Origin of the sequence: Tenacibaculum xiamenense (assembly GCF_964513065.1) — a bacterium.
In the GTDB taxonomy this organism is placed as follows: Bacteria; Bacteroidota; Bacteroidia; order Flavobacteriales; family Flavobacteriaceae; genus Polaribacter; species Polaribacter xiamenense.
This window is the reverse complement of record NZ_CAZEQU010000038.1, coordinates 90,033-103,202: the sequence shown is the minus strand read 5'-3', so window position 1 is coordinate 103,202 and position 13,170 is coordinate 90,033. Positions and strand designations below refer to the sequence as shown.

The 13,170-nt window shown below is 31.5% G+C and carries 16 protein-coding genes; 9 read left to right on the top strand and 7 right to left on the bottom strand.

Going from position 1 to position 13,170, the window contains the following annotated elements:
- Positions 1-33 precede the first annotated feature (33 nt).
- Positions 34-435: an ACT domain-containing protein gene (locus ACKTTV_RS17515; RefSeq protein ID WP_408032168.1), complete on the top strand. Its 402-nt coding sequence runs from the start codon at positions 34-36 to the stop codon at positions 433-435.
- 3 nt (positions 436-438) lie between these two features.
- Positions 439-1,041 carry a short chain dehydrogenase gene (locus ACKTTV_RS17510; protein WP_408032167.1) on the top strand — a complete coding sequence of 201 codons (603 nt, stop codon included), beginning with the start codon at positions 439-441 and terminating at the stop codon, positions 1,039-1,041.
- On the opposite strand, the gene ACKTTV_RS17505 is transcribed toward ACKTTV_RS17510, so the two are convergent.
- Positions 1,038-1,388: a winged helix-turn-helix transcriptional regulator gene (locus ACKTTV_RS17505; protein WP_408032166.1), complete on the bottom strand. Its 351-nt coding sequence runs from the start codon at positions 1,386-1,388 to the stop codon at positions 1,038-1,040. The genes ACKTTV_RS17510 and ACKTTV_RS17505 overlap by 4 nt on opposite strands.
- A gap of 124 nt (positions 1,389-1,512) precedes the next feature.
- Between ACKTTV_RS17505 and ACKTTV_RS17500 the strand changes: the two genes are divergently transcribed.
- Positions 1,513-1,881 (top strand): hypothetical protein, encoded by a 369-nt coding sequence (locus ACKTTV_RS17500; RefSeq protein ID WP_408032165.1) that lies wholly within the window; start codon positions 1,513-1,515, stop codon positions 1,879-1,881.
- A gap of 514 nt (positions 1,882-2,395) precedes the next feature.
- Here the strand turns inward: ACKTTV_RS17500 and ACKTTV_RS17495 are convergent.
- Positions 2,396-2,794 (bottom strand): NUDIX hydrolase, encoded by a 399-nt coding sequence (locus tag ACKTTV_RS17495; protein ID WP_408032164.1) that lies wholly within the window; start codon positions 2,792-2,794, stop codon positions 2,396-2,398.
- Between the two features lie 181 nt (positions 2,795-2,975).
- On the opposite strand from ACKTTV_RS17495, the gene ACKTTV_RS17490 reads away from it, so the two are divergent.
- From ACKTTV_RS17490 to ACKTTV_RS17465, 6 genes are all read left to right on the top strand, one after another.
- Entirely contained in the window at positions 2,976-3,506 is a 531-nt protein-coding gene (locus tag ACKTTV_RS17490; protein WP_408032163.1) for a cupin domain-containing protein, read from the top strand.
- A gap of 115 nt (positions 3,507-3,621) precedes the next feature.
- Complete coding sequence (locus tag ACKTTV_RS17485) at positions 3,622-5,256, top strand: DUF1800 family protein (protein WP_408032162.1); 1,635 nt, start codon at positions 3,622-3,624, stop codon at positions 5,254-5,256.
- A gap of 19 nt (positions 5,257-5,275) precedes the next feature.
- The gene (locus tag ACKTTV_RS17480; protein WP_408032161.1) at positions 5,276-6,916 is read left to right on the top strand and encodes a DUF1501 domain-containing protein; all 1,641 of its coding nucleotides are present in this window, start codon (positions 5,276-5,278) and stop codon (positions 6,914-6,916) included.
- Positions 6,917-7,048: 132 nt separating this feature from the next.
- Positions 7,049-7,930 carry an alpha/beta fold hydrolase gene (locus ACKTTV_RS17475; RefSeq protein ID WP_408032160.1) on the top strand — a complete coding sequence of 294 codons (882 nt, stop codon included), beginning with the start codon at positions 7,049-7,051 and terminating at the stop codon, positions 7,928-7,930.
- On the top strand, positions 7,917-8,414 hold the full coding sequence (locus ACKTTV_RS17470; protein WP_408032159.1) for an RNA polymerase sigma factor: 498 nt from the start codon (positions 7,917-7,919) through the stop codon (positions 8,412-8,414). The genes ACKTTV_RS17475 and ACKTTV_RS17470 overlap by 14 nt, the downstream gene beginning before the upstream one ends.
- An 8-nt stretch (positions 8,415-8,422) precedes the next feature.
- Positions 8,423-9,013, top strand: a complete 591-nt coding sequence (locus ACKTTV_RS17465) for a hypothetical protein (RefSeq protein WP_408032158.1) — start codon at positions 8,423-8,425, stop codon at positions 9,011-9,013.
- 42 nt (positions 9,014-9,055) lie between these two features.
- On the opposite strand, the gene rlmF is transcribed toward ACKTTV_RS17465, so the two are convergent.
- From rlmF to ACKTTV_RS17440, 5 genes are all read right to left on the bottom strand, one after another.
- Positions 9,056-9,901 carry a 23S rRNA (adenine(1618)-N(6))-methyltransferase RlmF gene (rlmF, locus tag ACKTTV_RS17460; protein ID WP_408032157.1) on the bottom strand — a complete coding sequence of 282 codons (846 nt, stop codon included), beginning with the start codon at positions 9,899-9,901 and terminating at the stop codon, positions 9,056-9,058.
- 74 nt (positions 9,902-9,975) lie between these two features.
- Positions 9,976-10,329 (bottom strand): hypothetical protein, encoded by a 354-nt coding sequence (locus ACKTTV_RS17455; protein ID WP_408032156.1) that lies wholly within the window; start codon positions 10,327-10,329, stop codon positions 9,976-9,978.
- Between the two features lie 70 nt (positions 10,330-10,399).
- Complete coding sequence (locus tag ACKTTV_RS17450) at positions 10,400-11,167, bottom strand: hypothetical protein (RefSeq protein WP_408032155.1); 768 nt, start codon at positions 11,165-11,167, stop codon at positions 10,400-10,402.
- An 86-nt stretch (positions 11,168-11,253) separates the two neighbouring features.
- Positions 11,254-12,849: a bacillithiol biosynthesis cysteine-adding enzyme BshC gene (gene bshC, locus ACKTTV_RS17445; protein ID WP_408032154.1), complete on the bottom strand. Its 1,596-nt coding sequence runs from the start codon at positions 12,847-12,849 to the stop codon at positions 11,254-11,256.
- A gap of 52 nt (positions 12,850-12,901) precedes the next feature.
- Positions 12,902-13,090 carry a hypothetical protein gene (locus tag ACKTTV_RS17440; protein WP_408032153.1) on the bottom strand — a complete coding sequence of 63 codons (189 nt, stop codon included), beginning with the start codon at positions 13,088-13,090 and terminating at the stop codon, positions 12,902-12,904.
- Positions 13,091-13,170: the final 80 nt, after the last annotated feature.

The window sequence follows — 13,170 nt, the reverse complement described above, 5'->3', positions numbered from 1 at the left end:
TGAAATGATCAATCAACAGCGAAACTCTAATTTATGTCAGGAGAAACTAACCTCAATGCTCTTATAAGTAATATGGAACCTGTTTTAAATAAGGGGGAATATGTTTTTACTACTTTAAAAGATATCAACCATATTCCTCGAGAAATTACTATTTGTGAAGTAAAGGAACCTGAAGGAATAACGCTAGTGCTTTCGAAAGAGAATGCGGACAGATATGGATTAACCTATCAATACACAGCTGCTTGGATTACACTTAATATTCATTCCTCACTAGAAGCTGTTGGTTTAACGGCTGCTTTTTCTAATGAGTTAGGAAATAATAACATTAGTTGTAATGTTATTGCTGGATATTATCATGATCATATTTTCGTTGATGTAAAAGACAAAGAAAAAGCCATGACAACATTGTTGGCTATGACAAATCAAAAAACATAAAGTATGAAAATTCTTATTATTGGAGGACAAGGAATCATTGGCAAAAAAGTATCTGCTCACTTTTCAGAGAACCATGATGTTATTATAGCTGGAAGAAAGACAGGAGATGTAACTATTGATATAACAGATAGTGAGTCAATAGAAAATGTAATGAAAAACGTGGATAGTCTTGATGCCGTTATTTGTATTGCAGGTGAAGCGAAATGGGACTTTTTTAAGAACTTAACTGAAGAAGACTTTTATATTGGAATAAAAAGTAAGTTAATGGGCCAAGTTAATTTGGTTAGAATTGCTCAAAAGTATTTAACACCTGGTGGTTCGATTACACTATCAACGGGTATTTTAGCTGATGATCCTGTTTTAAAAACATCAAGTGCTGCCATGGTAAATGGTGCTATTCATAGTTTTGTAAAAGCCGTTTCCCTTGAATTACCAAACAATTTAAGAGTTAATGCCGTATCATTAGGAGTTGTTCAAGATGCTTATGAAAAGTACAAAGATTACTTTCCTGGACATAACCCTATTCCAATGAATAAAGTTATAAACGCCTACGCACGCAGTGTTTTAGGTCAAGACAATGGAAGAATAATACGTTATTACGATTAATTTTTTATTGGGTTTTCAGAGTAATTTTCGACAGCCACCACTCCCCAATCTGCAATCGCTTTAAGTAGAGGAATTAAGGTGGTTCCAAATTCAGTTAACGAATATTCTACTTTTAAGGGTGGTTTCGAAGTATATACTTTTCTTTTTACCACTCCATCTTCCTGTAGTTGTTGCAATTGTAAACTCAAAGTTCTTTCCGTAACTCCTTTCATTTTTTTTCGAAGCTCGTTGTAACGAAGCTTACCATCCATTAAGTAAAATAAAATAACTGTTTTCCACTTCCCTCCAATAATCCCCATGGTTACACTTGTACAACAAGGATATTCTTTACCTTTTATTTGATACATATTTTACTTATATAGTTTCAACAAAAATACTAAACTTAAATTACTTATGTAACTATATTTTTTATAGTTAACAAATTAGATTAATCAATTTTTTGATCTTCTTATAATTCATATTTTGCTCGATATGAAACTAATTGACGAATTAAACGCCGAAGAAGGTTCTTTTTTACTCGAATTAAGAACGGAATTAAATTGGAACCACAATGCTTTTTTAAATCTTCTTATAAAGCTTTCAGAAGAATGTAAAAAGATCACTAAAAAATCAAAGCTAAATAGAAATATTGCTGAAGGTGTTTGGTATATTTCTTATTTCATTCAAGATTGGTCTTCCCACACAAACTTCCCAAAGAAATTTCCCAAAGAATATTATATCAAAGCGTATGAATTGATCCATGATTTGGCCTCCTATTACTTTAGTGGTCATTCTCCTTATACTTCAGTAAATCAATTTGAAACTCTCTTCGATGAGCTCACAGCAAATACAAAACACTAAAAGACAAGCTATTAAACCTACATTCTTTTTATTGATATTACAATAGATTTTATACAAAAAATAGGCTCTTTAATTTTTTTTTAAAAAATTTAGGTTTCTACGGATACCCGTAAGAAAATTACAAAAAGAGCTTGTAGATTTGCCCCCGTAATACATTCAAACTTACAATCTCGTATATACAAAATGTATGTACTTTAGTGTTGTCCCCCGATAGCATTCAATCACCGTTCACTCGGTGATTGTTTTTTTATGCACCTAAGTCAAATCATTTTTTATTAAACTCATGTTCAATAAAATAGCCCCTAAACTTTAACATATTTTTTTTCAAAAAAAATCACCATATCTACGGAAATCCGTAAAATTTTTCAAAAAAGAATAGCTATGTTTGCTATGACAATGTAGTGAATCATACTAACCAAACTTTTAGTGTTGTCCCCCGAAAGCAAGTAAATACGCCTATCTCTAAGTTTTTACTTGCTTTTCTTTTTTATCAACATAAATCAGTCTTTTCTTACTACTGAAGTTCACCTTTTTCTTTTAAAAAATCGAAAATTACTTTATCAACTTCAGAAACTATGTCAATATCCTTATAATTCAGCCATTTGAATTCTTCTATTTCACTTGATGCTTCTAAAGCCCCTGTATATTCTGCTTCATAGCAAGTCATTTTTACAAATACTCCATCTCTAGCGCCATCAGCCTGAGCACTAAAAGTTCCAATGTAATTAATTGTCTCTTTCTTAATATTTACTTTTAACTCTTCATGCATTTCACGTATTAGCGTTTCTTCATCGCTCTCTCCTTCATCTCTCTTACCTCCTGGAATATAAAATGTACTTTTCCCTTTTGAACGTGTACTTAATATTTGTCCATTTTTTGTTTCAATAAATGCTATCTTATCGATCTCTTTCATTCTTTATAAATTAATTTGTTTTGTAGTGGATAGTATCAGTTTGTTAAAAATCAAAAATAACAATATCCATCTTAAGAAAATCACAAAAGATAATTTCAGAAAAGGTCCCGCTAAAAAGCAACATTTTATATATTTAACCACAAGTATTTATAGAAATTATTCAAATAACACCCCTTCAAATATGAATATCAAACATATTCTTTTTCTAACTTTAATTTCAGTATTAAGTTTTTGCTGTAAAAAAACACACTCTCATAGCCATAACAATACCCAGCCTATTTATATTTCTTCTGATAAGGGAGAACAATGGAATCTACTTGGTGTAAAAATAACGGGTAAAATTATCAGTAGTCAATCGAATGGCGAATATTCTGTTATTGTTACTGAAACACCTCCAGAAGGTGGTCCACCATTACATGTACATTCAAATGAAGATGAGCTATTTTATGTACTAAAAGGAACCTACACCTTTACTTGTGGAAAAAAAGAAATTAACGCCAAGCAAGGGGATTTCATCCGACTACCAAGAGGTGTACCTCATAAATTCGTAAATACAGATACAATAACTGGTATTACAATGAATACAATTACACCTGGAGGGTTTGAAAATTTTTTTAGTGAAATGGCCAAAGTTTCTAAAAATGGAAGACCTTCAAAAAGCATTGTAGATAGCATTGCTAAAAAATATGGAGTCCAATTTGTAAAGAAGTAGTCTTTTAACAGTTAATTTCCTTCGAAGAACGCCGAAAAACAGCACTTAACACCTGTTTTACAATACTTTAATATTTTTTAACTATATTGAGTAAACATTTCTATCCCCTAAATTAATGAATGGTTTACAACAATATACGCAAGCTTTAGGGCTTCGAAAAGCGAAGCACCTTTTACGCCGAGCTTCTTTTAATTATTCTGTTGAAGCACTGAATCAATTTGCTGAATTAACTCCTGAACAGGCTTTCTCAAAGCTCACTGAAAATCAGAATATAGAATGGACAGAACCTTATGACCCTCTTCCTAATGGTTCGCCAGATGGTAATTGGACTTCTTCTTCTGAAAATCCGAATTCTTTTAGTGGTCAAGGAAGAAAAAGACGTATTGTAACTTCTTGGTGGTGGTATAACACAATTAACAAGAGTTCTCTCAAAGCTAAACTCACATTTTTCCTACATACTTCTTTTACTGTTTCTAAGGACGATGGAGCAGGAAGTTCAACGCATTTTTTTGATCATTTAAGGCTTTTGGAATATTATGCTTTTGGTAACTTAAAAGCATTAGCGAAAAAAATTACGTTTGACAACTCCATGTTAAACTATCTGGATAATACCCAAAATAATGCGAATAACCCAAATGAAAACTATGCCAGAGAATTTTTAGAATTATTTACAATTTTAAAAGGACCGCAAAATGGTAATGGAAATTACACCAATTATACAGAACACGATATTCAACAAACGGCGAAAGTATTTTCAGGTATCAAAACCAAGGCAGATCGTAGTATAATAGATTCAGATACGAATTTACCTATGGGAAGAATCGTTATAAATCAACATGACCAAAACGATAAAACCTTTAGCAGTGCTTTTAATTATCAAACTATTACAGGAAGAAACACAGAAAATGGTATTGTAGATGAACTTAATGAATATGTAGAGATGGTTTTTTCTATGGATGCCACCGCTATTTCTTACTGTAGAAAACTTTATCGCTTTTTTGTTAAAAGTGAGTGGGATGAAAATGTGGAAAATAACATTATAACGCCACTTGCTGCTCAGCTTAAAAATGATAATTACAACATACTTCCAACATTAAAAACATTATTAACTTCTCAACATTTTTATGATTTAGATGATTCGGACTCAACTGATGAAATTTTGGGTAGCATTGTAAAAAGCCCTCTACAATTAATTAGTGAGACGATTTCATTCTTTAAACTTGACATACCACATCCTACTGACAACAGTAGTGATTTTTATACTTTTTTCAGTTTCATTCACAATTCTTATTTGGCCGCGGCCGGAATGAATCTTTGGGGACCAGATTCTGTAGCAGGCTATCCTGCTCATTATCAAGAACCCGATTTTGATCGTCATTGGTTTTCTTCTAACACCGTGTTATCGAGATACAAAATGATCGATTCCTTGATTTCAGGAAGAAATAGAGTTGGTAATAATGGAAGAATTCGAGTAGAATTAGATCTACCAAACTTTATAAAAGCAAATATGACTAATCCTTCAAATGCAACGGAACTCATAACAGAACTTTCTGATTATCTGTATTCCGAAGGAATTGATAGTGACAGAAAAGATTACTTTGTAGAAAACCTATTAGAAGGATTTCCTGACTACTACTGGACCAATGCTTGGTTACAATATGAAGGAACTGGTGATGACTCTGTTGTAAAATCTCGCTTAAATGCTTTAATAACGAGAATGATTAATGCTCCTGAATTTCAATTAATGTAACCTCTAAAATTATAACAAGATGAAAAGACGCTCCTTTTTAAAACTTACTTCTACTGTTTCTGTTTTAGGGTTAATGCCTTTTGAGTTAAGAGCTATGCTAAAATCGAATACTCTTACCGATTGTGGTGATCTGTCAAACCGTAAATTGGTTCTGATTAACTTAGCAGGAGGAAATGATGGATTAAACACCTTAATTCCAATAAATCAATACGACCAATACGTAAATTTAAGACCTACTATTAAAATTCCAAACTCTGGTAATAATGGCTTTATTACCTTAGATAGTACATTATCAGAAAATCAACAATTAGGTTTACACCCAGCTTTGGAAGGTTTCAAATCGTTATATGACCAAGGAACACTAAGAATCTTACAATCGGTGGGCTATCCTTCTCAAAATAAAAGTCATTTTGCATCCAAGGACCTCTACTCTACCGGAAACGATGGAAATAGCTGGGAAAATGGAAATGATTCAGGATGGATTGGTAGATTCATTGAAAAGTATTATTCAGAAGAATTAAGAGAAAACTATCCTCTGGGGGTTCAAATAGGTTCTAGTAAAACTGAATTAGGGTTTCATGGAGAAGAAGAACATGGACTCTCTATCAATATATCAGGACAAGATCCTGCTGGATTTTACACTGAACTTAACGGTTTAGGCGGAACTGCTCCTTCCAATATTCCAAACTCCGATTTTGGAACTGAATTACAATATATTATTAACACTAGTAATTTATCAAATCAATACTCTCAATCTATTTCAGATGCTTTTAATAGCGGTAGAAATGATGTTACTTATCCAGACACAGACCTTTCCAATCAGCTAAAAACCGTTGCTCGACTAATAAGTGGCGGCTTGAAATCTAAAGTTTATATGGTGAGAATTGGTGGATTTGATACTCATAATAGTCAAAATCAAGCAACAAATGATATTCAAGGAAAACATCACGACTTATTAAATAATGTATCTGAGTCTGTTAAGGCCTTTATGAATGATTTAACTTCACAAACAATTGCCGACGATGTTGTTGGTCTTACCTTTTCTGAATTTGGAAGAAAGGCTAAAGAAAATGGTAATTTAGGTACCGACCATGGTGAAATTGCACCTATGTTCGTTTTTGGCAATCCTGTTAAAGGTGGTGTTTCAGGTGTAAATGTTAGCCTATCTGAAGCTACCAGTGATAACAATTACCAAATCGAAACCGTACAATATGATTATCGTCAAATATTTGGTACACTTTTACAGGATTTTTTAGGAGCAAGTAATTTAGTTATTGATACAACTTTCTTCAATCATTCATTTAATCAAAGTTTCACCGATTCTAAAGTTTCAGAGCTCCTGAAGGAATCACATTCCGTTGCTTCAAATTGTTTAGGTGATACATTATCTTCTTACGACAGCCCGATCAATAATCATGAAAAAAAGTGGTTTGTTTACCCCAACCCTTTCAATGATAAACTGTACTTGAATACCTTGGAAGAATCTTTTTCAACTTCTTATCAATTATTTAATAGTAGAGGGCAACTCATTTTAAATGATAATAAAAGTTCAATAAATAATAAAATCACTATTCCACTGCCGAAACTTGCTTCGGGAATTTATTTTTTAAAAATTCGTCATAACGGAAAAACTGAAACTCATAAACTTTTTAAACTCTAAAAAACACCCCATTAAATAGGAGTATTTTTTAAAAAAAAATCTTTTTCAGAAAAAAATCAAAAAAATTAAATTTAAAAGTGTAACAAATATGTTTTTTGGAATCAAAGGGTAAAACCAACTAAAAAACATATTATGACACGTTTTATCAAAACAACATTATTAGTAATTACCATTCTACTTTCTTCTTTCAGTTATTCTTTTCAGAATGACATAAAAAACAATAATTCGAAAAGTCCAATTCATGTTACTATCGAAGGAAAAGGTACGCCTATACTCTACTTACCTGGTTTTACTGTTTCAGGATCTGTTTGGAAAGAAACTAATAGCCAACTAAAAAATAAAGGAAAAGCATTTTATTTTTCTTATGCTGGATTTAACGGGAACGCTCCCATCAAAATGCCTTGGTATTCAAATGTGAAAAACGCTATTATTGAATACATTAGAAAAAACAAACTAGAAAATATAATCATTATTGGTCATAGTATGGGCGGAAATCTTGCTATTGATATTGCCGCTGCATTTCCAAATAAAGTAAATAAGATTGTTTTAGTGGACTCACTTCCTTGTATGAGAGAGGTAATGATGCCAAATGTTAAAGCGGAGTATTTGTTTTACGAAAGTCCGTATAATAAGCAAATGTTGGAAATGGATGAAAACCAATTCAAAGGAATGGCTACCATGATGGCAAATAACATGACAAATAATAAAGATAAAAAAGAGGCTATTAGTAACTGGATTCTTGAAGCGGATAGAAAAACTTGGGTATATGGGTATACAGATTTATTGAAATTAGATTTAAGAGATTCTTTAAAGAAGATACAATGCAAAACACTTGTCATTGGAGCCTCTTTTCCTAGTGTTGATATTGCTCAGAAGAACTTTGAAAAACAATATGAAAACCTAAAAAATAAATCTATTGTCATGGCATCAAATAGTAAACACTTTGTTATGTTTGACCAACCAGAGTGGTTTAACCAAACCTTGAATAATTTTCTTGCTAATGACAACCAATAACAAAGAAGTTTTCGAGCGAATATACCAGCAAAACCAAGGGATGGTACTACAAATGTGCCTTGGTTTTGTTAAGGGTGATGAAGATAGTGCCAATGATTTATCTCAAGAGGTTTTTATCAGTGTATGGAACAACCTACATAAGTTCAAGGGATTGTCTTCTTATAAAACTTGGATTTATCGAATTACTGTAAACACTTGTCTACAATTTGTAAAAAAAGAAAACAAAAAAGGAGAAATTAGAACACAGGAGTTTAAAGAAGTAGTTGAAGAAACTCAAGATGAGGCTTCTCATAAAAATCCTATATCTGATTTATATAAGGCCATAGGTCAACTAAAAAAAGTAGATCGTTTGTTAATCATGATGGTTTTGGAAAATGAAGATAATGATACCATAGCCGAAATAATGGGTATTTCTGCCATTAACGTTCGAGTTAAAATACATAGAGTAAAAAAGCGTCTTGAAAAAATTCTTAAAAATATTTAGTGATGAGTATGGATTTTAAACAACTACAAGAAAACTGGAATAACGATAAAGAAAGTAGAAAACCAAATTCCGAATATATTAATAGTATTTACAATAAAATTAAAAAGAAACAACAAGAAAACTTCTTTTTCTATTACGGGACAATTCTAATCCTAATGATAACGTGTATTGGAATATCATTATTCTTTTACTATGTAGCCCCAGTAAAGCATTTACTGAGTAGAATTGGTGCAGGATTAATGATCTCAGGGCTTATCGTTAGAATATGTATAGAAATAATAAGTATTGGTAAAGCAAGAAAAATAAACGAGCTTGATGATATTTTAAAAACAACTGAAAATACTGCTAAATTTCATTCATATAGAAAATTTATTCATGAAATTATTGCCCCTATAATTATCACTCTATATACCGTAGGCTTTTTTATGATTACTCCTGAATTTAGTATTTACTTACAAAAATGGCAAGTGATTCTAATGAATATATCCTATGTAATTATTGGAATAATCCTGTTTTTCGTAATTCGTAAGGGTGTTCAAAAGGAAATGAAAAAACTTAAAGAGATTTCAGATATTAAAAACGATTTAGAAAATAGCTAAATAAACATATGGGAAATTAACTCCTTGGCTATCTCCCTACGATTAAAATTGCCAACAAACTATGCGGGTAACCTTGTTTCCTTGATTCATTTGAATACTTTTAAACGATGTTACCCCGAGTTTTTTACCTGATAATTCTAAACTTTTAACGTTCTCTTTTTTTGAAACCAAGCTAGTAAACCATAAACTTGCCTTAGGAAATAAAGAACTTTGATACAAATAATTATGAAGAAACGCTTTTTCTCCTCCCTTGTACCATAATTCATTATCAACACCCGCAAAATTTCGAACAGCAGTATTTCCTAAGTTCTTAGTTTTCCTTTTATTTGCTCCTCTGGCCTCTTCTGCCGAAGCATAAAAAGGAGGATTACACATCGTAACTGCGAACTTATCTTCTTCCTTAATTATTCCTTCTAAAATATTTGCCAAATTCTTTTGATGTCGAAGTTCAATCTTATCTTGTAGCTGATTTTCATCAATGTTCTTTTTTGCCACTTCTAGCGATCTTTTATTAATATCAGAAGCTATAAAACTCCAATTATAAACAGCTGTTCCTAAAAGTGGATAAATACATGTAGCTCCAGTACCTATATCTAAAACCTTCACGTTAGATACTCCACTTACCAAATCCGCTAAATAATGAATATAATCGACCCTTCCAGGGATAGGTGGGCATAAGTTTTCATCAGGAAACTCCCAAAAACCAATATTATAATGTGTTTTAAGAATTGCCTTGTTTAAGATTTTAACTGCAACAGGGTTTGAGAAGTCAATAGTTAATTTCCCATGCTTTTCTTGGATAAATGGTTTTAAATTCGAATTACTTTTTAAAAGTAATTGAAAATCGTAACCTTTATTATGAATATTTTTTGGGTGTAATGATTTCATGGTAATTTAACTAATTATCCAGTTTCAGAGTGCAAAACAACTAAAAAGAATTTACTTTTTATAGAATAGCCTCACTAATTATTCTTTCTAAATGCCGAAATTCTATGAACCAAAAGTGCTATTGGCACCATAATAGTAAAAATTAATACAATATACATCTCAATACCATCTCTATCTATCTGACTTAAAACAAAATATCTATGACCGATAAAATAAGGTATTATTAATAGGCTAATTAAAATAAGAGAACGAATAGTCTTTTGTCTTGAGACATCTTCATATCCCAAAAACAGCTCCTTTAAATAAAATATTGAAAAGAGAACAAAACTTAAACTAGCAAAAATAGGAAGGTGAGGTTTAAAATTCCCAGCAAAACTTGAATCTCCTAAAATGACATAAAGAAAAATAAGCCAACCATGTCCATACATCGTAAATAATATGAACCCAGCAAGAAGCAATTTCAACAATATGTTCAGCCAAAAACTCAAATTTGAAACCTTAAAATCCAGTTGTAAATAAGTTCCTTGCTCCTCGTATACCACACTTTTGGTATTTATTATAAACCTGAGCTGCTCTTTCTTTTACTTGGCTTCCTGCTTCGTTTAATATCCAACCATCAATCGCAGATTTCAAAGTGTAGGCTTCTGGAGCCATTAAATGCGTAGTCCATAACAATGGATTTGCTCCAGACTTTTTTACTTCTGTTGAAAAATAATCTTTACTAAAGCAAGCTAGAATTATCGCGTCTTTCTTAGTATCGTTGTCTACATTCTTATAATCAATATCTATATTGAAATCCATTAAACCATCGTGACCGATATAGGCTACTAAATTAGCACTACCTCCAAAATCAAGCTTTTTATTATTGTATAAAATTCTTTCTCTATTTTGAGTATTCAAAGCCTTTAAAAAATCTCCAATACATTCTTTAATAAATTCTCCATCATAGGCTTCTGCCAACAAATAGACATCCATTACTGTATGTTTAAACAGTAGTTTTTCTAAAACTTCAGATTTTGAGGATGCAATCTTTTTTACAAGTTGCCAATCTTTAGTTTTATATTTCAAATATGATTTTACGCCATAAGCAGCTCCCCAATACAAATTATTTTTAGGGTCTTTTCCATCTCCTAGTTTTTTTGGAACAGGAACAATACCTTGAAATTTATTGTCACACAACGCAACGTATACATGAACTGTCTTTGTTTGTCCAAATGACACTTTAAAGAACATTAAGCAAATCGCAATTATCATTTTCCCTTTCATCTGTTTATTTTTTATTATTCAAACTATCTATGCTTCGGAAGTATATCAGAGGGCATCAAAATTGACGGAGGCTTATGAAATACGCTTTACTTCATCACCAAAACGGTAAACTCCAAATCTAAAGGCTTTAAATTTTCTTTTAGTGCATCAATAAATGAAGCTCCATATTCCAAATAATATTCTGAAAAATTTCGTTGTCGCTCCTCCAAACTTTGATTCGGTAAAACTTCATCTTGAAGCATTGTTATACGAGACACTAAATCTTGTTGCTTACGTTTTTCAGCTCGTAACAATCGTTTTTCTAAATTTTGCAATCCTTTTAACTGCTTTTTTTCTTGAGCATTCACAGCTCCAATAAATGAGACATCCGTTTTTTCAGCAACCTTTCTAAGCATAACGAATTGATCTTCTAAAAATTTTCTTTGCTCTTTAAAATTAACCGTTTCTTTAGCATTCTCATTAACTTTTAACTTTAATAAGTCGTTCTGTTTAAAAAACAACTCCTCTGTACTGATGTTTAAATTGGATAATTTGCGCTCTTGTTTCTCTGTGAGCACTTGAACGGAATTTCTTAGTAATAAAATTGGAAAAGGAACTGATACCTTATTAAAATACTCCTTTAATTGCATCCAATAAGCCAATTCTCCACCTCCTCCGATATAACAAAGGTTTGGCAAAATGACTTCCTGATATAAAGGACGAACAATAACATTAGGAGAAAACCTTTCTGGATGTTTTTCAAGTTCTAATTCAATTTCTTCTCTAGTAAAAGAAATATCTGTGTTATTTACTTTGTAAGTATTATTTTCAAAAACAATTCTCTCTCGTAATTCATCTAGTAAGTAAAATAAATTTATTTCCCTTGGGTTTACTTGAATCTTATAATTCTTCTCAAGTAATTTCGATGTTTCCGAAACAGTGCTATATGAGGTTTGATGAAACAACTCCTCTTTTACGAAAGGAATTAATTCTCTTTTCAAGTGAGCATCATCTGCCTCAACAATAACTAAACCGTACTTTCCAAATAGTTCATTTGCTATATACCTTGTTGCATCCGCTAGCCTATCATGCTCTAAATACCCTTTTTGGAAAAGACCTTTTAAATATTCTGCATTTTTTGAAGTTCCAAAATGGTCTAACAACACAGAAAAAACTTCATTTAACCCTTCTGTTTTAAATCGCCCTACCCCACCTTTTTGCTCAGAATTCCAACGTACTTTTTTCCCTTTAAAGTTAAAATAATTGATTTCATCGAAATCATGATCTTCAGTTGCCATCCAATATACTGGAACAAAATTTTCTTCAGGAAACTTCACGGACAACTCTTCACATAAATTAATGGCTGACACTATTTTGTAAAGAAAATATAGCGGTCCTGTAAATAGATTTAACTGATGTCCTGTTGTTATGGTAAATGTATTGGCTTCTTTTAACTTTGCTAAATTCGCTTGTGTTTCTTCAGAAACATTAACATTTTTATACTGATTTGTAAGTACAGTAAATAAATTATTTCTTGTATCTAAACTATATGAGGATTTTTTTTCCGCTATTTGTTTTTCAAAACCTTCAAATGAAGGAAAGTTATTGTAAAATGGCTGAATCAAGGTGTTCTTTTCAAGATAATGAAGCATTGTTTTCGAAAAGAAACCTGTGCTTTTAAAAGGAATTTGGTATGTTTTCATTATTGGGTTTTTCTAGGATAAGGACATGTAACTGTATAATAGATTACCTCCATTAATGCTGAGGTATTTGATTGTTAAAGCTTATTCTTAATAAACTACCATTTATAAAAGATAAATCTATATTACGCTTAACATATTCTTTATCCTCCCGAGAATATTTTAATACATGGTTTGTGTAGGCTTTATATTTTTCAAGATTAAGTTCTTTCGGAGTTATACAGTCACTTTGGTTTGTAGTCATGAATCAAAAATAGTAAAATTTCACTTTTGACTGAAAATCATACAGGCTTCTAACATATTTTTAACTTGTTTGTTAATTAA

What these genes read in the sequence shown, in the direction of transcription:
- ACKTTV_RS17515 (WP_408032168.1), top strand. Translation starts at nt 34, where the DNA reads ATGTCAGGAGAAACTAACCTCAATGCTCTTATAAGTAATATGGAACCT.
- ACKTTV_RS17510 (WP_408032167.1), top strand. Translation starts at nt 439, where the DNA reads ATGAAAATTCTTATTATTGGAGGACAAGGAATCATTGGCAAAAAAGTA.
- ACKTTV_RS17505 (WP_408032166.1), bottom strand. Translation starts at nt 1,388, where the DNA reads ATGTATCAAATAAAAGGTAAAGAATATCCTTGTTGTACAAGTGTAACC.
- ACKTTV_RS17500 (WP_408032165.1), top strand. Translation starts at nt 1,513, where the DNA reads ATGAAACTAATTGACGAATTAAACGCCGAAGAAGGTTCTTTTTTACTC.
- ACKTTV_RS17495 (WP_408032164.1), bottom strand. Translation starts at nt 2,794, where the DNA reads ATGAAAGAGATCGATAAGATAGCATTTATTGAAACAAAAAATGGACAA.
- ACKTTV_RS17490 (WP_408032163.1), top strand. Translation starts at nt 2,976, where the DNA reads ATGAATATCAAACATATTCTTTTTCTAACTTTAATTTCAGTATTAAGT.
- ACKTTV_RS17485 (WP_408032162.1), top strand. Translation starts at nt 3,622, where the DNA reads ATGAATGGTTTACAACAATATACGCAAGCTTTAGGGCTTCGAAAAGCG.
- ACKTTV_RS17480 (WP_408032161.1), top strand. Translation starts at nt 5,276, where the DNA reads ATGAAAAGACGCTCCTTTTTAAAACTTACTTCTACTGTTTCTGTTTTA.
- ACKTTV_RS17475 (WP_408032160.1), top strand. Translation starts at nt 7,049, where the DNA reads ATGACACGTTTTATCAAAACAACATTATTAGTAATTACCATTCTACTT.
- ACKTTV_RS17470 (WP_408032159.1), top strand. Translation starts at nt 7,917, where the DNA reads ATGACAACCAATAACAAAGAAGTTTTCGAGCGAATATACCAGCAAAAC.
- ACKTTV_RS17465 (WP_408032158.1), top strand. Translation starts at nt 8,423, where the DNA reads ATGGATTTTAAACAACTACAAGAAAACTGGAATAACGATAAAGAAAGT.
- rlmF (WP_408032157.1), bottom strand. Translation starts at nt 9,901, where the DNA reads ATGAAATCATTACACCCAAAAAATATTCATAATAAAGGTTACGATTTT.
- ACKTTV_RS17455 (WP_408032156.1), bottom strand. Translation starts at nt 10,329, where the DNA reads ATGTATGGACATGGTTGGCTTATTTTTCTTTATGTCATTTTAGGAGAT.
- ACKTTV_RS17450 (WP_408032155.1), bottom strand. Translation starts at nt 11,167, where the DNA reads ATGAAAGGGAAAATGATAATTGCGATTTGCTTAATGTTCTTTAAAGTG.
- bshC (WP_408032154.1), bottom strand. Translation starts at nt 12,849, where the DNA reads ATGAAAACATACCAAATTCCTTTTAAAAGCACAGGTTTCTTTTCGAAA.
- ACKTTV_RS17440 (WP_408032153.1), bottom strand. Translation starts at nt 13,090, where the DNA reads ATGACTACAAACCAAAGTGACTGTATAACTCCGAAAGAACTTAATCTT.